The following is an 18,764-nucleotide window of genomic DNA, read 5'->3' on the forward strand; positions in this document are numbered from 1 at the left end:
CGCCGCGCCGCGGCCCGCCGGACCGCCCCCCCCCCGCCCCCGGGCCCCCCCGCGGGGGGGGGCGCCGGGGCGGCCGGACGGCCGCCGCGCGGCGCCCAGCGGATCGCCCGCGTGCTGTCGAGCCGCGGGCTCGGACTGTTCTCCGAGACGATCGTGGTCAGCCTCGCGGTGGCGGTTCTCGCCATCCCCGCCGTGACGGCGCTGCCCGCGTTCGCCGCAGGTGCTGCCCACTTCCGGCGACACATCGAGGGGGAGTCGGACTCGCTGCTCGAACTCGGCCGGGACTTCCTGCGAGCGCTGAGACGCGGCTGGCAGTGGGGCGTGCTCGCAGCCGCCGCGTTCTGGGCGATCGCCGCGACGCTCACCAGCCCGGTGATCCTCGAGATGCCCGGCGGCGCGGCCTACCGCTGGGCATCGGGACTGATCGGTCTCGGCATCGGCGTCGTGCTGCTCCGCGCGATCGCGCGCTGGCGGCCGACCGCCTCCTGGAGCACGCTGATCCGCAGCGCGGCGGAGGAGTCCGTGCGCGACGTCCCCGGCTCGTTCCTCCTTCTGCTCGCCCTGGGCCTGAGCGGGCTCGTCGTGTGGATGTTCGCCCCGCTGGTGGTGCTCGTCCCCGGGATGCTCGTGCTCGCCGCTCGCGCGGTGGTCTCGCGCGCGGGCTGAGCGATCCTGCGCGAAGCCCCGGGCGCGTCGAAACGCCCGGGGCTTCGTCGCGCCCGCGCAGATCACACGAAGCCCGCGTCATGACCGGTTTTGTCCACTTGTCCGTGCCCCGCTCGGTGCCGTCCGTAATGTCGGTGCGGTCGGAGCCGAGGCGGCTCCGAAGGATTCGATGAGGGGTCACACACATGGACATCAGCCGTCGCGGACTGCTGCAGACGTCTCTTGCCGCCGGCGTCGCCACCGCGTTCACCTTCGCGTCGACGAGCGCCGCGAACGCCGCCCCGGCCGCGCGCGACGCCTTCGGGCGGATCGTGCCGGCCCGGCTCACCGGCCACGGTCCGGTGCCGCTGCGCTGGCTCGAGGGTGGGGTGCCGTCCCAGCTGACCGCGGGCACCACGTGGGGTGTGCCGTGGCCGAAGGGCGCGCTGGCGCCCGACCAGTCCTTCACGCTCGTCGCCGAGAGCGGGACGAGCGTCCCCGTCCAGACGTGGCCGACCGGCTGGTGGCCCGACGGATCGGTCAAATGGACCGCCCACGCTGTTGCCGCCTCCGCCGAACGGTCGACGGCGTACTCGCTGCAGCCCGGCACCGCCGCCGCGCCGGCGGCACCCGTCACCGTCACCGAGAACCCCGGCAAGGTCGTCGTCGACACCGGCGTCGTCACGGTCGAGTTCCCCCGCAACGGTAAGAGCATCGTCTCGGTCATCCGGCGAGGGAACACCGTCATCGCAGAGGAAGGCCGCCTCGTCGCCGGGCGCCAGAACGTGCCCGACACCGACGCCGGCGACAAGATCGACAACGAGTGGTTCCAGGGCGACGTGGGCGAGGTCGTCGTCGAGCAGTCGGGCCCGGTCCGCGCCGTCATCCGCGTGAAGGGCACGCACAAGAAGGGCAAGCGCTCGTGGCTGCCGTTCGACCTGCGCTTCTACCTGTACGCCGGCTCCGACGGCATCCGCGTCGTGCACACCTTCGTCTTCGACGGCGACGAGAACAAGGACTTCATCAACGGGCTCGGCATCCGCTTCACGGTCCCGCTCGCCGCGCAGCTGCACGACCGCCACGTCCGCTTCGCGGGTGCGGGGCAGGGCGTGCTCGGCGAGGCCGTCCGCGGGATCACCGGCCAGCGTCGCGACCCGGGGGCGGCCGCCCGCGACGCGCAGATCGCCGGCGCGTGGACGCCCGACCCCGCCACGTGGGACCAGCGCGTCACCTCGCGGCTGCAGTGGATCCCCGCGTTCGGCGACTACAGCCTCAGCCAGCTCACGGCCCACGGGTTCGAGATCCGCAAGCGCACGTCCGCCGGCCACTCGTGGATCCGCGCCGACGGCGGGACGCGCTCGCGCGGTCTCGCGTACGTCGGCACGCCGGGCGGCGGACTCGCCTTCGGCATGCGCAACTTCTGGCAGCTGCACCCGACCGAGCTCGAGATCACCGGCGCCTCGACCGACAAGGCGACGGCGACGGTGTGGATGTGGTCGCCGCGCGCCGAGGCGATGGACCTGCGGTTCTACCACGACGGCCTGGGCCAGGACACCTACGAGAAGCAGCTCGACGCGCTCGAGATCACCTACGAGGACTACGAGCCCGGCTTCGGCACCCCGTACGGCGTCGCGCGTACGACGGAGCTGAGCTTCTGGGCGCTCGGTGCGACTCCGTCCGCCGCCGACTTCAGTGCGATGGCGGATGCTGCGGCCACGCCTCCGCTCCTGGTGAGCAGTCCGCAGCACAATCACTCGGCGGGCGTGTTCGGGTCCTGGGCGCCGGTCGACCGCTCCAACTTCGCCAAGACCACGATCGAGGACAAGCTCGCCTTCATGCACTCCTGGTACGTGCAGCAGGTGGACCAGCGCTCCTGGTACGGGTTCTGGGACTACGGCGACGTCATGCACGACTTCGACCGCGACCGGCACGTGTGGCGGTACGACGTGGGCGGCTACGCGTGGGACAACTCCGAGCTCAGCACCGACATGTGGCTGTGGTACCACTACCTGCGCACGGGCGATGCCGCCGCATTCCGCTTCGCCGAGGCGATGACGCGGCACACCGGCGAGGTCGACGTGTACCACCTGGGCAAGTGGGCCGACCTGGGCACCCGTCACGGCATCATGCACTGGGGTGACAGTGCGAAGCAGCAGCGCATCAGCAACGCGGGCTACCGTCGGTTCTATTACTTCCTCACCGCCGACGAGCGTGTGGGCGACCTCATGCGCGACCTCGTCGACGCCGACAAGACGTTCCTCGTGCTCGACCCCTCCCGCAAGATCCGCACGGATGCGTACGACCCGCAGCCCGACGCCCTCAGCGTGTCGACCACGACGGACTGGGGCGCGCTCGCGCTGGCGTGGCTCGCCGAATGGGAGCGCAACGGCGATCCGATCGCCCAGGCGAAGCTCGTGAACGGGGCCAAGACGATCGCCGCGCTGCCGAACGGATGGGCGCAAGGTGGCACGCCGCGCTACAACCTGGCCGACGGCACGTTCGGAGAGGAGACCGAGAAGACGGTGTCGGTCGGCTCGCTCGACTCGGTGTTCGGGCTCATCGAGCTCATGACCGAGCTCATCGATCTCATCGACGATCCCCAGGTGACCGAGCAGTGGGTCAACTACTGCCGCCTCTACAACGGCACATCGGCCGAGCAGGCAGCGGTGACCGGCGTCTCGTGGGGGAGCCAGAACCTCCGTCAGGCGTACTCGCGGGCGACGGCGTATGCGGCGCATCAGCTCGGCGACACCACGCTCGCGAAGCGCGCGTGGAAGGAGTTCCGCACGGGCCACGCCGGTTACGCCGAGGGTCTCGCCTTCACCTCGACCCGGATCGATGGGCCGGCCGTGCTCAATCCGGTCGACGACGCCCCGTTCGGCACCAACGCGAGCGCGCAGTACGGGCTCGCCGCCATCCAGTGCCTCGCCCTCGTCGGCGACCAGATCTGACGGGGAGGACGACGTGATGCTCGCGAACATCGGCGGCTGGCACCTCATCCTCCTTCTCGTCGTGATCCTGCTGCTGTTCGGCGCGGCGCGCCTTCCCGCTCTCGCGAAGGGTGTCGGGCAGTCGGTGAGGATCCTCAAGACCGAGACGCGGAGCGAGAGCGCTCGCTCGGAGGAGGGCGGCAGGGACTCGTAGTGGCGGTGAGACGTGGTGCCGAAGCCGGCGGGGTGATCCGTTAGGCTGGGCTCAGAACCGGAGACGGCCGCGCACAGCGGCCGTTTTCCGTATCCGAAGGACGGTGATGCGGTGTCTCAGGCGATCGACGCCCTCGCCGAGATCTTCTCGTGGATCGGGTTCGGCGTCGGCGCACTCCTCGCGGGCATCGCGCTGATCATGTACCTCCTCGACGGCACGTGGCTGCCGGTGCGCGCGGTCGTCGAGACCGGCCCCAACGGCCGGCTCGTGCGCTGGTTCGACGAGGACGGCGGCGTCGGCGAGGCGCACCTCACCCACGAGCAGGATCACCACATCGGCGACGCCGACATGGCCGACATCTTCGTGCGGCGCGGATCGCTGAACCGCATGCGGCTGACCCACGGTTCCCCTGCGGTGCGTGCGGTCACCCGACTCGCGATCGGGATGCTGGCGCTCGGCGTGGTGGCGCTGGTGACGTCGCTCGTCATGCTGTTCGTGCGGGGCTGATCCGCCGATCCCGCCTGCGGCCGGGCTCACGCGATGGCGAGCATGCCTCCGGCGGCCAGCGCGAGGCCGAGCCCGATCCACTGCACCGCGGCGACCCGCTCCCGCAGCACGATCGCGGCGAGCAGGATGGTGCCGGCGGGGTAGAGCGCGGTGAGCGCCGACACCACGGCCAGGTCGCCCGTGCGCAGCGCGAACAGGGCGAGGGCGTTGGCCGCAGCATCCGCGATTCCGCACGCGATCGCCAGCCACCACGCCTGACGCGCTGAAGCCACGATGCGCCCGACACCTGTCGTCGCGTGCTCGAGGTCGGCATGTCCGCTGGGCGTCGCGCCGAGGGGGAGCCCGGCGACGGGGAGGACCGAGCGCGCGCGCTCGCCGCGGCGCAGAGCGGCGAGGGCCAGGCCGCCGACGATGGCACCGGTCACGACGGCGCTCGTCGCGCGGCTCGTCACGAGCGGCACGAGTCCGCTGTCGTCCGAGGTCTGGTCGAGCACGATGAGGAACGCGCCGATCGCGAGGCCCGCGCCGACCGCCATCGCCAGCCCGCGGGCGCTCGGCCGGACGATCTTCTCGCCGGGGATGAAGCCCACGAGCACGACGGCGACGAGCGCAACGCCGAGCCCGACGTATCCGATGGGTGCGAGGGCGTCGCCGTTCACGAGCAGCCCCCACAGCATCGGGGCGACGGCCGACACCACCGCGGTCAGCGGCGACAGGATGCTCATCGGCCCGATCGCGAGGCACGCGTACAGCAGTGCGATCGCGACCACGCTGAAGATGCCGCCCAGCACGCCCCATGCGACGTCGGGCGCCGACCACACGCCGCCGAAGAGAGGCTGGGCGACGAGCAGGGCAGCGAGCCCGGAGAGCGCGGCGACCGCCGTCACGACGATCGAGCGCAGGCGCCGGGCGGCGAGGCCTCCCAGGAAGTCCGCGGAGCCGTACACGATGGCGCCCACGAGGGCGATGGCGGCGGAGATCATCCCGACCCAGCATACGAGCGCGGCGCGTGGGGGTCTGCGATCCGGATGTCAAGTGGTCGGAGAAGATCCAATTCGCTAGATAAGCTAGCGATATGACCTCGCCTCACCACGCGAACCGTCGCCCCTCGGGCTGGCTGCGGATCGGGATCCCCGCCCTCCTCGTCCTCGTCTGGCTGGCCGTGGGATCCATCGGCGGCCCCTTCTTCGGCAAGGTCGACGAGGTGTCGAGCAACGACCGCTCGTCGTTCCTCCCCGAGAGCGCGGACGCGACGCAGGTGAACGAGAGGCTCGCCGGGTTCCTCGGCGGCGAGAGCATCCCCGCGGTGGTCGTGGTCACGGGCGACGGTGAGCTCTCCGATGACGACATCGCGGACGTGCAGACGCTCGCCGACGACATCGCCGAGATCGAGGGAGTGCAGGAGGACGTGTCGCCGCCGATCCCGTCGGAGGACGGCGAGGCGGTGCAGATCTTCGTGCCCATCGACGCCTCGGGCGAGGTCGGACCGACGGTCGAGGAGATCCGCTCGCTCGTGGCCGAGGATCTGCCGGCCGGACTCGAGGGCTGGGTCACCGGTCCTGCCGGCTTCACCGCCGATCTCGTCGAGGGCTTCCTGGGGATCGACGGGCTCCTGCTCGGCGTCGCGCTGATCGCGGTGTTCCTGATCCTCGTGATCGTCTATCGCTCGCCGCTGCTGCCCGTGCTGGTGCTCCTGACGTCGGTGTTCGCGCTGTGTGTGGCCCTGCTGACGGTGTGGTGGCTCGCCTACGCCGGGATCGTCGTGCTCAACGGGCAGGTGCAGGGCATCCTGTTCATCCTCGTGATCGGCGCGGCGACCGACTACGCCCTCCTGTACGTCGCCCGGTTCCGCGAATCCATCGCGACCGGCATGTCGAAATGGGATGCCACGCTCTCGGCGTGGCGCGGAGCCTTCGAGCCGATCCTCGCTTCGGGCGGCACGGTGATCGCCGGCCTGCTGTGCCTGCTGCTCTCGGACCTCGCGACCAACCGCGCGCTCGGCCCGATCGCGTCCATCGGGATCGCGTTCTCGATGCTGTCGGCGCTGACGTTCCTGCCGGCGCTGCTGGCGCTGTGCGGGCGATCGGCGTTCTGGCCGTTCATCCCGAAGAAGCCGATCGCGATGATCCCCGACGACCTCACGCAGCCGGTCAAGGGCCTGTGGCCGCGCCAGGCGCGCTTCGTCGCCCGTCACGCGCGCGTGGTGTGGATCGCATGCACGATCGTGCTGCTCGCGGGCGCCGTCGGCATCACTCAGCTCAAGGCCGACGGCGTGCCCACGAGCGATCTCGTGCTCGGCTCCTCCGAGGCGCGGGACGGCCAGGACGTGCTCGCCGAGCACTTCCCGGCGGGCTCCGGCTCGCCGGTGTACGTGATCGTGCCCGAGGAGGACCTCGCCGACGCGGTCGGCGTGCTCGAGGCGTCGGACGGGATCGAGTCGGTGTCGGTCGCCTCCGACGACTCCCCGACGGGGCAGGCACAGGTCACGGTCGAGGACGGTGAGCCGGTGTTCACCGCTGTCGGTCCTCCCGGCACGCCCGCGCCCGCGCCGACGGTCTCCGAGGGCGACGTGCTGGTGATCGGGACGCTGACGGATGCTGCCGACTCCGTCGCGGCGGAGGACACCGTCCGTGATCTCCGCGCCGCCCTCGACGAGACGCTCGGCGCCGGCACCGCGGTCGTCGGCGGCGAGACGGCCACCGACATCGACACCAACGACACGTCCACGCGCGACCGCACGGTGATCATCCCGGTGATCCTCGCGGTGATCCTCGTCATCCTGATGCTGCTGCTGCGCTCGATCCTTGCACCCGTGCTGCTCATCGGCACCGTGATCCTCTCGTTCGCCACGGCGCTCGGCGTCAGCGCGCTGGTCTTCAACGAGGTGCTCGGCTTCCCTGGGGCGGATCCCGCCGTGCCGCTGTACGGCTTCGTGTTCCTCGTGGCGCTCGGGGTCGACTACAACATCTTCCTGATGTCGCGGGTGCGGGAGGAGTCGCTGGTCCACGGCACGAGACCCGGCATCCTCCGCGGCCTCGTCGCCACCGGCGGGGTGATCACCTCGGCGGGACTCGTGCTCGCAGCGACCTTCGCGGCGCTCGGCGTGATCCCGATCCTGTTCCTCGCGCAGATCGCGTTCATCGTCGCGTTCGGCGTGCTGCTCGACACGTTCATCGTGCGGTCGCTCCTGGTGCCGGCGCTCTCGTACGACATCGGCAAGGCGATCTGGTGGCCCTCGAAGCTCTGGCGGCGGGACGTCGGCCCTTCGGCAGGCTCAGGGCTCGGCACGATCCCTGAACCCCAGGCACCGGGCGGTGAGCCGCGGATTCCGGTCGCTGGGCCCCGGATTCCGGTCGCTGAGCCTGTCGAAGCGCTGCCCGCCGAGACGGACCCCGAGCTCGTGGCGGGTGACGGGCACCCGCTCACCCGTGAGGAGTACAGGCCTACGCTCGAACCATGAGCAAGGCGCTGTTCATCGTCGACGTCCAGAACGACTTCACCGAGGGCGGTGCCCTGGGCGTCGAGGGCGGCGACGCCGTCGCGCAGCGCATCTCGGAGTTCCTCGTCACCCACGCCGAGGAGTACGCCGTGATCGTCGCCTCCCGCGATTGGCACCACGCCGAGGGCGACAACGGCGGGCACTTCCACCCGGAGCCCGACTTCGTCGACACGTGGCCGGTGCACTGCGTGAGCGGGACCGAGGGTGCCGAGTACGATCCCGGTTTCGACACGTCGTCGGTGACCCACCACGTCAAGAAGGGCCAGGGCAAGCCCGCGTACTCGCTGTTCGAGGGCACGACCGACGACGGCGTGACCGTCGCGCACCTCCTCGAGGAGCACGGCGTGGTCGACGTCGACATCACCGGCATCGCGACCGACTACTGCGTGCGCGCCTCGGCGCTCGACGCCATCGAGCACGGCCGGCACGTCCGCGTCCTCACCGACCTCATCGCCGGCGTCGCGGCCGAATCCAGCGAGGCGGCGCTCGCCGAGCTCGCGCACGCCGGCGCCGAACTGCGGCCGTCAGGGCTCGAGGGCGGTGACTGAGCCCGGGGCGCCGACCGCCGAGGGCGTCCGTGCGGCGCTCGAGGGCGCAGCATCCGTCGACGAACGCGCCAAGATCGAACGGCGCATGACCGACGCGCGCACCGAGGTGATCGGCGTCCGCATGGGCACGGTGTTCGACATCGCGAAGGCGAACTCGCGGATGCCGCTCACCGAGGTCGACCGGCTGCTCGACTCCGACGCATACGAGATGCGGATGGTCGCGGTGTCGATCCTCGACTTCCAGGCGCGGACCAAGGGGGTCGACCGCGCGGCGCTGTACGAGCTGTGGATGCGGCGCCTCGATCGCATCGACACGTGGGACTACATCGACCGGTCCGCGCCGAGGGTGGTGGGCCTGTACCTGCTGGACCGCCGGCGCGACGTGCTGTTCGAGCTCGCGCGCTCCGACGACCGCTGGCATCGGCGCACGGCGATCACCGCCGCCTTCTCGATCATCCGCGCCCGGGACCTCGACGACCCGCTCGCGCTCTGCGAGATTTTGGCGGACGACCCCGAGCACCTGGTGCAGACCAACGTGGGCGTCGCCCTCCGCGAGATCGGGCGGGTCGACCGCGGTCGCCTGGAGGAGTTCCTGGCGCGTCGGGGCGACGACCTCAGCGCGCACGCGCGACGCACCGCCCGCACCGCGCTCATCTGAGGCGGGCGACCCGCTACTCTCGGGCTCGTGACCGAGATCCGCCCCCTCGCCCCTGCCGACCGCGACGCCTGGCTCCCGCTCTGGCGCGGCTACATCGAGTTCTACGAGTCCGAGGTGTCGGACGAGCAGACCGCGCTGACGTGGAACCGCCTCCTCGACCCGCAGTTCCCGATCCACGGGGCGGTGGCGACCGACGACGACGGGCGCGCCATCGGCTTCGTCCACTGGCTCACGCACGCCGCGACGTGGTCGCCGGCGCCCTACGTCTACCTCGAGGACCTCTTCGTCGCCCCCGACACCCGCGGCAGCGGTGCGGGGCGCGCCCTCATCGCCCACGTGACCGAGTGGGCGCGCGCGCACGACGCCGCGAAGGTCTACTGGCTCACGCAGGAGACCAACGCCACGGCCCGGGCCCTCTACGACCGCGTCGCGACCCACACCGGCTTCGTGCACTACGAGATCGGCCTGGACCGATGAGCGCGTCCGCCCCCGCCGAGCGGAGCATCGGCGACCTCGTCGCGACGCTGCTCCTGATCGGGTTCTCGGTCGGCGCCGCGGTGGTTCTCTTCTTCGTGTCGCTCGTGTGGGCCATCGGCAATCACGACAACACGGTGGCGATCGTGCTGGGCGGCTACCTGCCGCTGGCCCTCGCCGTGATCGGCGCCGTCGCAGGCATCGTCGCGCTGTCGCGCAAGCGCCGGGCCTTCTGGTACCCGCTGATCGCGCTCGTGCTCAGCATCGCCGCCTGGCTCATCGCGCTCTCGATGGTGCGCTGAGCGGGCTCGGCCTGGCCCGCCTCCGACAACTGCTGCAGTGTCCTGCACCTGCTGCGTCGCGCGACGCAGCAGGTGCAGGAACGTGCAGCAGTCGCGCCCGCGGCCTCAGGCCGTGCGCCGCTGCCGCCGGGCCAGGAAGATCACGAAGCCCAGCGCGACCAGCGCGGTGAGGCAGAGCAGGCTGAGCCCGACGGTGTAGCTGTGGGCCTCGGCATTGTAGGTCGCGCCCATCACGAGCGGCGGGAAGTAGCCGCCGAGCCCGCCCGCGGCACCGACGATTCCGGTGACGGTGCCGACCCGTTCGGCCGGGGCGCGCTGCGCCACCCACGTGAACACCGCGCCGGTGCCGAGGCCGAGGAAGAGAGCCATGAGCACGAACGACGCCCCCGCCGCGAGTTCGGGCGGCGGCTGCAGAGCGATGACGACCGCCATCACGGCGGCGCCGCCGAGCGAGATGCTGAGCACGGTCGCCGGGCCGATGCGGTCCGACAGCCAGCCGCCGACCGGACGGGCGATGACCGCGGCGATCGCGAAGCCCGCGGTGCGGGCGCCGGCATCGGCGAGGTCGTATCCGTAGACCTCCTTGAGGTAGGTCGGCAGGTACGTCGAGAATGCGACGAAGCCGCCGAAGGTCACGGCGTAGAGGAACGCCATCTGCCAGGTCACGGCGAGCTTGGATGCCGCCTTGAGCTTCGGCATGACAGGGGCGTCGTTCGGCTTCCACAGCGGCGAGTCCCGCATGAACAGCCACACGATGACCGCGACCACGAGCAGTGCGCCCGCGATGATGAGGTGCGTGGCGAAGTAGCCGAACCAGGCCACCATGCGGGGAGTGAAGAACGACGAGAGGGCGGTGCCGCCCATGCCGGCGCCGAAGAGGCCCGTGGCGAAGCCGCGCTTGGCCGGCTCGTACCAGGCGTTCACGAACGGGATGCCGATGGCGAAGGTCGTGCCGGCGATGCCGAGCAGGAACCCGAACGCGATCATGAGCGCATACGACCCCCACACCCCGGCGAGGGCCACCAGCACGACGGGCACGGCCGAGGCCGCCGTCAGGACCGTGAACATCAGGCGACCGCCGCAGCGGTCGGTGAACGCACCGGTGAGGATGCGGCCGAGCGACCCGACCAGCACCGGAGTCGCGATGAGGAGCGAGGCCTCCGTCGAGGTCAGCCCCATCTCGGCGGTGTACTGCACCGCCAGCGGCGCGATCAGGTTCCACGCCCAGAACGTGATGGTGAAGGCAAGCAGCGCCAGCAGGAGGTTCTTGGTGCGGCCCGGCAGGGCCTGGGTGTTCTGCGCGGCCTGGGCCGCAGCATCCGTCGTCATCGTCGTGTGCCTCCCGTCTTGCCTGTCGTCGTCGCCTTGCGGTCGGGGGTGCGGTCGGTGGTGCCCACGGGCGCCCAGCCGCGCCGGATCCCCCGTGCCGTCGTCGGCCGCCCGTCGCGCGAGCGGTAGACGATGTACGGGCGGAACAGGTAGTGCACCGGCGCCGTGAACGCGTGGACGAGCCGCGTGAACGGCCAGATCATGAACAGCACCATGCCGATCACGGTGTGGATCTGGTAGTCGAGCGACGCCTCGCTCATCGCGGCGATGTTCGGCTGGAACACGAACAGCGACCGGAACCACGGCGAGACCGTGTCGCGGTAGGTGAGTTCCTGGTGCGGGCCGATGACCCCCAGCACCGTGGTCGCGAGCCCCGCGACGATCGCGGCCACCAGCACGACGTACATGGTCTTGTCGTTCTTCGTCGTCGCCATGAACACCGGGCCGGTGGTGCGGCGGCGGTAGATCAGGATGCCGACGCCGACGAGCGTCGCGATGCCGGCCACCGTGCCGAGGCCGAGCGCGGCGAGGTGGTACATCTCATCCGAGATGCCGAAGAAGTCGGTCCACGCCTTGGGGATCACGAGGCCGATGACGTGGCCGATGATCACGACGAGGATGCCGAAGTGGAACAGCGGCGACCCGATCCGCAGCAGTCGCGACTCGTAGAGCTGCGACGAGCGGGTGGTCCAGCCGAACTGGTCGTAGCGGTAGCGCCAGATCGTGCCGCCGACGAGCACCGCGACCATGATGTAGGGGAGGATGCCCCACAGGAACAGGTCCATCAGCGCCTCCCGACCGGCTCGAGCGGCAGCAGCCGCGGGTCGTGGGCGTCGAGTCCGACGGACTCGCGCGGCGGTCCGGCGGCGGCCATCGCCATCGCCTGCTGGCGGTCGGCGGGGGAGCGGCCCGGGAGCGTGTCGCACACCGCCGCGACGACGCCGGCGTAGGGCGAGCCCCGCTCGGCGAGGGCGAGGCGGATGAGCTCGAGGCTCGGCCGGTACTCCTGCAGCAGCGCCGCGCCCTCGCCCGGCGCGTGCCGGGCGAACTCGAGCACGAGCGGCAGGAAGTCGGGCAGCTCGCCCGTGCCGTCGATCGTGAACCCGGCCTCGCGGTACCTCCGCTTCAGATCGGCGAGCACCGCGCCGCGCCGGCGCGTGTCGCCGTCGGTCCAGTAGCTCAGGTACAGCGCGTGGCGCCGCGACATGTCGAATGTGTCCACGTACACCGTCTGCACCTCGGACGCCGGCGTCTTCGCCCACCACTCGAGGAGAGGGGCGAAGGTCCCCGCTCCCCCTCCACGTGGCGCTGGCGCGCCACGCGGAGCCTCCGGGTGCGGGGGCCCAGCTAGCGCCCGGGGCGCCGCCTCCGTCAGCGCCTGGCCGATCAGCGCCGAAGAGCCGAGCACGCCGTCATCCGGGTAGCTCAGGCACAGCGACGCCGCCTGGTAGACCACCCGGAGGTTCACGACGAGCCTCCGGGCGCAGCATCCGGAGCCGCATCCTTCGGGGGGAAGAGACCGGGCGGTGCGCCGTTGCCGTCCCAGTTCAGGAGGTTGACGCGGCCGCGCAGCGACTCCCCGCTCGCAGCGGCGTCGGAGGTCTGGCGCTCTTTGAGGGCGTGGAACGTCTCCACCGCGACCGGCGTCGGCCTGCCGCTTGCCTCGCCGAACATGCCCGACTCGTTGCCGTACGGGCCGCCGTCGAAGTCGAGCGAGCAGCCGAGCTCCTCGAGCTCGTGCGCGCGCTCGTAGTGGGCGGTCGGGATGACGTAGCGGTCCTCGTACTTGGCGATCGCCAGCAGCCGGTACATCGCGTAGATGGACTCGCCGGTCATGCCGACCGCCTCGGGGATCGACTCGTCGCGCTCGCGCTCGAGCGTGATGTCGCGCAGGTACGAGCGCATCGCGGCGAGGCGCCACAGCACGCCGGTGATGATGTCGGTGTCGCCCGCGGTGAAGAGCTCGGCGAGGTACTCGACGGGGATCCGCAGCGCCTCGATCGCGCCGAACAGGGTGCCGGCGGCCTCCGAGTCGTGGCCCTGGTCGCGCAGCAGGTCGACGATCGGCGACAGGGGCGGGATGTACCAGACCATCGGCATCGTGCGGTACTCCGGGTGCAGCGGAAGCGCGACCCGGTACGTCTTGGCCAGGGCGTAGACGGGGGAGCGGCGCGCGGCATCCATCCAGTCCTCGGGGATGTCGCCCTGCGCGCGGGCCGCGGCGATCACCTCGGGGTCGTTCGGGTCGAGCATGAGGTCGAGCTGCGCCTCGTACAGGTCCTTCGGATCGGGCGTGGACGCCGCCTCGGTGACGCGGTCGGCGTCGTAGAGGAAGAGGCCGAGGTAGCGCAGGCGCCCGACGCACGTCTCGGAGCAGACGGTGGGGATGCCGACCTCGAGGCGCGGGTAGCACAGCGTGCACTTCTCGGCCTTGCCGGTCTTGTGGTTGAAGTAGATCTTCTTGTACGGGCAGCCCGTGATGCACTGGCGCCACCCGCGGCAGCGGTCCTGGTCGACGAGCACGATGCCGTCCTCGGCCCGCTTGTAGATCGCGCCCGACGGGCACGACGCCATGCACGACGGGTTGAGGCAGTGCTCGCAGATCCGCGGCAGGTAGAACATGAACGTCTTCTCGAACTGCAGCTTGATCTTGTCTTCCGACTCGCGCCGCACCCGCTCGACGATCGGGTCGAGATGGCCCATCTCCGATGCGCCGCCGAGGTCGTCGTCCCAGTTCGCCGACCACGTGATCTTCGTGTCCTCGCCGGTGATGAGGGACTTGGGGCGGGCGACCGGGAAGTCGTCGCCGAGGGGCGCGTCGATGAGCGTCTCGTAGTCGTAGGTCCAGGGCTCGTAGTAGTCCTCGAGCTTCGGCTGCACCGGCGACGAGAAGATCGAGAACAGGCGCTTCGCGCGGCTGCCCGTGCGCAGCGACAGTCGCCCGCGCTTGTTGAGCGTCCATCCGCCGCGCCACTGGTCCTGGTCCTCGTAGCGGCGGGGGTAGCCCTGGCCGGGCCGCGTCTCGACGTTGTTGAACCACACGTACTCGGTGCCCGCCCGGTTGGTCCACGCCTGCTTGCAGGTGACCGAGCAGGTGTGGCATCCGATGCACTTGTCGAGGTTCATGACCATGCCCATCTGGGCCATCACGCGCATCAGAACACCACCTCCTGCGAGCGACGGCGCACCGTCGCCACCATGTCGCGTTGATTGCCGGTCGGCCCCAGATAGTTGAACGTGTACGACAGCTGCGCGTACCCGCCGATGAGATGCGTGGGTTTGACGAGCAGCCTCGTGACGGAGTTGTGGATGCCGCCGCGCCGGCCGGTGGCTTCGGACTTCGGCACATCGATCGTGCGCTCCTGCGCGTGGTGCACGTAGACGACGCCGGTGGGCATGCGATGCGACACGATCGCCCGCGCCACGAGCACGCCGTTCGAGTTCACGCATTCGACCCAGTCGTTGTCGGCGGCGCCGATGGCCGCGGCGTCTGCCGGACTCATCCAGACGGTGGGGCCGCCGCGCGACAGCGACAGCATGAAGAGGTTGTCCTGGTACTCGGAGTGGATCGACCACTTCGAGTGCGGCGTGAGGTAGCGCACCACGACCTGCTGCTCGCCGTTCGGCCCGAGCTTGGGCTCGCCGAACAGGCGGTGCATGTCGAGCGGCGGGCGGTAGATCGGCAGGGCCTCGCCGAGGTCGCGCATCCACGCGTGGTCGAGGTAGAAGTGCATGCGGCCGGTGAGCGTATGGAAGGGCTTCAGCCGCTCGATGTTGACGGTGAACGGCGCGTACCGGCGCCCGCCGGTCTCGGAACCCGACCACTCCGGCGACGTGATCACCGGCACCGGCGCCGCCTGCGTCATCGCGAACGTGATGCGCTTCTCCTCGGAACCCTCGGCGAGATCGGCGAGAGGCTTGCCCACGCGCTTCTCGAGCGTGCGGAAGCCCTGCGACGCGAGCTCGCCGTTGGTCGTGCCCGAGAACGCGAGGATCGCCTCGGCCATCTTGACGTCGGTGTCCATCGCGGCCCGGCCGTCGGCTGCGCCCCCGAGCATGACGCCGTTCTTCTGGGCGAGCCGCTCGACCTCGTGCGACACGTCGTAGGTCACGTTCTTGATCGTGAACCCGAGCTTGTCGGCAAGCGGCCCGACGGCGGCGAGCTTGTCGGCGATCGCGGTGTAGTCGCGCTCCACGACCGTGAACTGCGGCATGGTCTTGCCCGGGATGCCGGCGGTGTCGCCGCGCGCCCAGTCCCGCACCTCGCCGCCGGGCTGCGACGTCTCGCCCGGGGTGTCGTGCTGCATCGGCACCGACACCAGGTCGCGCCGGGTGCCGAGGTGCGTGCGCGCCTGCTCGGAGAACTCGACGGCGATCGCGTGGAACAGGTCGAAGTCGCTCTTCGCCTCCCACGGCGGGTCGATCGCCGGGGTGAACGCGTGCACGAACGGGTGCATGTCGGTCGACGACAGGTCGTGCTTCTCGTACCAGGTCGCCGCGGGGAACACGACGTCCGACAGGAGCGTCGTCGAGGTCATGCGGAAGTCGGCCGACACGAGCAGGTCGAGCTTGCCTTCGGGGATCTCGTCGTGCCACTTCACGTCGTTCGGCCGAACGCTCGCCTCGTCGGTCGCCATGACGTTGTTGTGCGTGCCGAGCAGGTACTTGAGGAAGTACTCATTGCCCTTCGCGCTCGATCCCATGAGGTTCGACCGCCACAGCGTGAGCAGGCGTGGCCAGTTCTCCGGAGCGTCGACGTCGGCGATCGCGGGCTGCAGCTCGCCGGAGGAGAGCTGCGAGGCGACGAAGGATGCTGCATCCGCCGCCTCCCCGTTCGCCACCGCCGCGTCGGCCCGGTCGGCGAGGTCGAGCGGGTTGACGTCGAACTGCGGGTAGAACGGCATCCACCCGAGCCGCGCGGACTGGGCGATCGTGTCGGCGGTGTGCATGCCGGCGAGATTGCCCTCGGCGAGCGGCGACGCCAGCGCATCGGCGGAATACCCGTCGAAGCGCCACTGGTCGGTGTGCATGTACCAGTACGCGGTGCCGATCATGGTTCGCGGCGGGCGGCTCCAGTCGAGAGCATTCGCCAGCGACAGCCAGCCGGTGATCGGGCGGCACTTCTCCTGGCCGACGTAGTGCGCCCAGCCGCCGCCGTTGCGACCCATCGACCCGGTGAGGATCAGGAGCGCCAGGATCGCACGGTACGTCGCGTCGCCGTGGAACCACTGGCAGATGCCGGCGCCCATGATGATCATCGAGCGGCCGTGGGACTCGACAGCGTTCGCGGCGAACTCGCGGGCGATGCGCGTGCACGCCTGCGCCGGCACGCCGGTGATCTCCTCCTGCCACGCAGGCGTGTACGGCGACTCGGCGTCGTCGAGCCCGGTCGGCCAATCACCCGGCAGCCCGTCGCGGGCGACGCCGTACTGGGCGAGCATCAGGTCGAGGACGGTCGTGACCAGGATGCCGCCCACCCGCGTCGCCGGGACGCCCCGGCGTAGCACGGCGCCCTCGCCGTCGGCGGAGTCGAAGCGGGGGAGCAGAACCTCGACCGCCTCAGGGGCCCCGGCCGCCGTGGGCAGGTCGGCGATGGACAATGCGGGTTCCATGCCCTCCAGGTCGAGGTTCCAACGGCCCTCGCCGGACGCGGCGTACCGGAACCCCATCGAGCCGTTGGGCACGCGCGGAGTGCCGGTCGCAGCATCCAGCACCACCGTCTTCCACTCGTCCTCGGGGGTGTCGCCGCCGAGGTCCTTCGACGTCACGAACGTGCCGGGAACATACGCGCCGTCGCGCTCGGTGAGCCGCACGAGATGGGGAAGATCGGTGTACTGCCGCGCGAAGTCGGCGAAGAACGGCACACGACGGTCGACGTAGTTCTCCTTGAGCACGACGTGCCCCATCGCCATCGCGAGTGCCGCGTCCGTGCCGGCCTGGCACGGCAGCCACTCGTCGGCGAACTTCGTGTTGTCGGCGTAGTCGGGGCTGACCGTGACGACCTTCGTGCCGCGGTAGCGCACCTCGGCCATCCAGTGCGCGTCGGGCGTGCGAGTGACCGGGACGTTCGAGCCCCACATCATCAGGTACGTGGCGTCCCACCAGTCGCCCGACTCGGGGACGTCGGTCTGGTCGCCGAAGACCTGCGGGCTCGCGACCGGGAGGTCGGCGTACCAGTCGTAGAACGACGTCATCACGCCGCCGACGAGCTGCGTGAAGCGCGTGCCGATGCAGTGGGACACCATCGACATCGCCGGGATCGGCGAGAAGCCCGCGACCCGATCGGGTCCGTACTCCTTGATCGTGTGCACGTACCCGGCGGCGACGAGCTCCACGGCCTCCCGCCACGACGCGCGCACGAGCCCGCCCTTGCCGCGCGCCCGCTGGTAGCGGCGACGGGTCTCGGGGCTCTTGGTGATCTCGCCGAACGCCTCCACCGGGTCGTTGCCGCGCGCCTTTGCGGCGCGGTACTCCTCGAGCAGCACCCCGCGCACGTAGGGGTAGCGCACGCGCGTGGGGGAGTAGGTGTACCAGGAGAACGCAGCCCCGCGGGGGCAACCGCGGGGCTCGTATTCGGGACGGTCGGGGCCGACGCTCGGATAGTCGGTCTCCTGGGCCTCCCACGTGATGATGCCGTCCTTGACGTACACCTTCCACGAACAGGAGCCCGTACAGTTCACGCCGTGCGTCGACCGGACGACTTTGTCGTGGCTCCACCGGTCGCGGTAGAACGCGTCGCCCTCGCGCCCGCCCTCGAGGAACGCGGCACGATGATCGGCGGTTTCGTCCCACCTCGTGAAGAACCGCCCTGCGCGCAGCAAGGCGTCGGAAGCCGGACCGTCCACACCGATCTGGGGCGTCATGTCTCGGACCCTAGCGAACCGTCCGGCGGACGCGCCAGAGGTTCCGCCGTGTCAAATCCGGCCGTTCGTCCGAGTATCGAGTGGGCCCCGTGGGGCTCGAACCCACGACCCGCGGATTAAAAGTCCGATGCTCTACCGACTGAGCTAGAGGCCCTCACCACCCAGCCTACTGGCCGTCAGGCGTCCCTCCGGTCGCGCGTCAGCGGTTGCCATTGCCGTTGCCTTTGCCGCTGTTGCTGCCGGGACCGTTGCCGTTGCCGTTGCCGTTGTTGTTTCCCGGCCCGCTGTTGTCGTTGCCGCCCGTGACGGTGTCGGCCGGTGCGACGTCCTCGGCGGGGGTCTGCTCGGCCGGCACGGTCGCGGGCGCCTCTTCGGCCGGCGCTTCCTCGGCCGGCACGGATGAATCCTGCTCTTCCACCACGGGAGAGGTCGGTGCCGGCTCCGGCTCAGCGGACCACACGTTCGACAGCCAAAGGGTCCCGAGAGCGAGCAGGACGGCGAGGAACGCGGCGATGACGATCCCGATCACCAGCGCACGACGGGTGGGGCGAACGCGCTCGTCCGCTGCCGACGGCACGACGGGTGCACCGGCGTCCGCCGCCGCCGCCCGCGCGCGCCCCCCGCGGGGGTCGTGGTCACGGGCGAGGGTGAGCTCTCCGATGACGACATCGGGGACGTGCAGACGCTCGCCGACGACATCGCCGAGATCGAGGGAGTGCAGGAGGACGTGTCGCCGCCGATCCCGTCGGAGGACGGCGAGGCGGTGCAGATCTTCGTGCCCATCGACGCCTCGGG

General features: G+C 70.7%; 16 protein-coding genes and 1 tRNA gene. 9 read left to right on the top strand and 8 right to left on the bottom strand.

Features of this window, described 5'->3' with window-relative positions:
• Positions 1 to 111: 111 nt before the first annotated feature.
• The 4 genes from ACLBXX_RS17145 to ACLBXX_RS17160 all read left to right on the top strand — a co-directional run bounded on the left by ACLBXX_RS17145 (position 112) and on the right by ACLBXX_RS17160 (position 4,296).
• A complete protein-coding gene (locus tag ACLBXX_RS17145) occupies positions 112 to 666 on the top strand; it encodes a hypothetical protein (RefSeq protein WP_447659025.1) in 555 nt (184 codons plus the stop codon).
• 185 nt (positions 667 to 851) lie between these two features.
• Positions 852 to 3,596: an exo-rhamnogalacturonan lyase family protein gene (locus ACLBXX_RS17150; RefSeq protein ID WP_447659026.1), complete on the top strand. Its 2,745-nt coding sequence runs from the start codon at positions 852 to 854 to the stop codon at positions 3,594 to 3,596.
• Positions 3,597 to 3,612: 16 nt separating this feature from the next.
• On the top strand, positions 3,613 to 3,789 hold the full coding sequence (tatA, locus tag ACLBXX_RS17155) for a twin-arginine translocase TatA/TatE family subunit (RefSeq protein ID WP_387147260.1): 177 nt from the start codon (positions 3,613 to 3,615) through the stop codon (positions 3,787 to 3,789).
• Positions 3,790 to 3,900: 111 nt separating this feature from the next.
• A complete protein-coding gene (locus ACLBXX_RS17160; protein WP_310292444.1) occupies positions 3,901 to 4,296 on the top strand; it encodes a hypothetical protein in 396 nt (131 codons plus the stop codon).
• 26 nt (positions 4,297 to 4,322) lie between these two features.
• On the opposite strand, the gene ACLBXX_RS17165 is transcribed toward ACLBXX_RS17160, so the two are convergent.
• The gene (locus ACLBXX_RS17165) at positions 4,323 to 5,279 is read right to left on the bottom strand and encodes an EamA family transporter (protein ID WP_447659027.1); all 957 of its coding nucleotides are present in this window, start codon (positions 5,277 to 5,279) and stop codon (positions 4,323 to 4,325) included.
• Between the two features lie 92 nt (positions 5,280 to 5,371).
• Between ACLBXX_RS17165 and ACLBXX_RS17170 the strand changes: the two genes are divergently transcribed.
• The 5 genes from ACLBXX_RS17170 to ACLBXX_RS17190 are packed head-to-tail and all read left to right on the top strand — an operon-like array spanning position 5,372 to position 9,777.
• A complete protein-coding gene (locus ACLBXX_RS17170; RefSeq protein WP_447659028.1) occupies positions 5,372 to 7,756 on the top strand; it encodes an MMPL family transporter in 2,385 nt (794 codons plus the stop codon).
• Positions 7,753 to 8,343, top strand: coding sequence for an isochorismatase family protein (locus ACLBXX_RS17175; RefSeq protein ID WP_387147250.1), 591 nt, complete (start codon positions 7,753 to 7,755; stop codon positions 8,341 to 8,343). The genes ACLBXX_RS17170 and ACLBXX_RS17175 overlap by 4 nt, the downstream gene beginning before the upstream one ends.
• Complete coding sequence (locus tag ACLBXX_RS17180; protein ID WP_447659029.1) at positions 8,336 to 9,001, top strand: DNA alkylation repair protein; 666 nt, start codon at positions 8,336 to 8,338, stop codon at positions 8,999 to 9,001. The genes ACLBXX_RS17175 and ACLBXX_RS17180 overlap by 8 nt, the downstream gene beginning before the upstream one ends.
• A 27-nt stretch (positions 9,002 to 9,028) precedes the next feature.
• Positions 9,029 to 9,478, top strand: coding sequence for an N-acetyltransferase family protein (locus ACLBXX_RS17185; RefSeq protein ID WP_447659030.1), 450 nt, complete (start codon positions 9,029 to 9,031; stop codon positions 9,476 to 9,478).
• On the top strand, positions 9,475 to 9,777 hold the full coding sequence (locus ACLBXX_RS17190) for a hypothetical protein (protein WP_447659031.1): 303 nt from the start codon (positions 9,475 to 9,477) through the stop codon (positions 9,775 to 9,777). The genes ACLBXX_RS17185 and ACLBXX_RS17190 overlap by 4 nt, the downstream gene beginning before the upstream one ends.
• A 105-nt stretch (positions 9,778 to 9,882) precedes the next feature.
• Here ACLBXX_RS17190 and ACLBXX_RS17195 read toward each other — a convergent pair whose 3' ends face one another.
• The 7 genes from ACLBXX_RS17195 to ACLBXX_RS17225 all read right to left on the bottom strand — a co-directional run bounded on the left by ACLBXX_RS17195 (position 9,883) and on the right by ACLBXX_RS17225 (position 18,498).
• Positions 9,883 to 11,106 carry a nitrate/nitrite transporter gene (locus ACLBXX_RS17195; protein WP_447659032.1) on the bottom strand — a complete coding sequence of 408 codons (1,224 nt, stop codon included), beginning with the start codon at positions 11,104 to 11,106 and terminating at the stop codon, positions 9,883 to 9,885.
• Positions 11,103 to 11,891, bottom strand: a complete 789-nt coding sequence (gene narI / locus ACLBXX_RS17200; RefSeq protein ID WP_387147235.1) for a respiratory nitrate reductase subunit gamma — start codon at positions 11,889 to 11,891, stop codon at positions 11,103 to 11,105. Before narI ends, ACLBXX_RS17195 begins: the two co-directional genes overlap by 4 nt.
• A complete protein-coding gene (gene narJ, locus ACLBXX_RS17205) occupies positions 11,891 to 12,574 on the bottom strand; it encodes a nitrate reductase molybdenum cofactor assembly chaperone (protein ID WP_447659033.1) in 684 nt (227 codons plus the stop codon). Before narJ ends, narI begins: the two co-directional genes overlap by 1 nt.
• A complete protein-coding gene (gene narH, locus ACLBXX_RS17210; RefSeq protein ID WP_447659034.1) occupies positions 12,571 to 14,262 on the bottom strand; it encodes a nitrate reductase subunit beta in 1,692 nt (563 codons plus the stop codon). The genes narJ and narH overlap by 4 nt, the downstream gene beginning before the upstream one ends.
• Complete coding sequence (locus ACLBXX_RS17215; RefSeq protein WP_447659035.1) at positions 14,262 to 17,969, bottom strand: nitrate reductase subunit alpha; 3,708 nt, start codon at positions 17,967 to 17,969, stop codon at positions 14,262 to 14,264. Before ACLBXX_RS17215 ends, narH begins: the two co-directional genes overlap by 1 nt.
• 81 nt (positions 17,970 to 18,050) lie before the next feature.
• Positions 18,051 to 18,123, bottom strand: a tRNA-Lys gene (locus ACLBXX_RS17220).
• A 45-nt stretch (positions 18,124 to 18,168) separates the two neighbouring features.
• Positions 18,169 to 18,498: a hypothetical protein gene (locus ACLBXX_RS17225; protein ID WP_447659036.1), complete on the bottom strand. Its 330-nt coding sequence runs from the start codon at positions 18,496 to 18,498 to the stop codon at positions 18,169 to 18,171.
• Positions 18,499 to 18,764 lie beyond the last annotated feature (266 nt).

The sequence above is a fragment of the Microbacterium sp. C23T genome (assembly GCF_053345975.1).

Coding starts and splice junctions, on each gene's coding strand:
- ACLBXX_RS17150 (WP_447659026.1), top strand. CDS start 852: ATGGACATCAGCCGTCGCGGACTGCTGCAGACGTCTCTTGCCGCCGGC.
- tatA (WP_387147260.1), top strand. CDS start 3,613: ATGCTCGCGAACATCGGCGGCTGGCACCTCATCCTCCTTCTCGTCGTG.
- ACLBXX_RS17165 (WP_447659027.1), bottom strand. CDS start 5,279: ATGATCTCCGCCGCCATCGCCCTCGTGGGCGCCATCGTGTACGGCTCC.
- ACLBXX_RS17170 (WP_447659028.1), top strand. CDS start 5,372: ATGACCTCGCCTCACCACGCGAACCGTCGCCCCTCGGGCTGGCTGCGG.
- ACLBXX_RS17175 (WP_387147250.1), top strand. CDS start 7,753: ATGAGCAAGGCGCTGTTCATCGTCGACGTCCAGAACGACTTCACCGAG.
- ACLBXX_RS17190 (WP_447659031.1), top strand. CDS start 9,475: ATGAGCGCGTCCGCCCCCGCCGAGCGGAGCATCGGCGACCTCGTCGCG.
- ACLBXX_RS17195 (WP_447659032.1), bottom strand. CDS start 11,106: ATGACGACGGATGCTGCGGCCCAGGCCGCGCAGAACACCCAGGCCCTG.
- narI (WP_387147235.1), bottom strand. CDS start 11,891: ATGGACCTGTTCCTGTGGGGCATCCTCCCCTACATCATGGTCGCGGTG.
- narH (WP_447659034.1), bottom strand. CDS start 14,262: ATGCGCGTGATGGCCCAGATGGGCATGGTCATGAACCTCGACAAGTGC.
- ACLBXX_RS17215 (WP_447659035.1), bottom strand. CDS start 17,969: ATGACGCCCCAGATCGGTGTGGACGGTCCGGCTTCCGACGCCTTGCTG.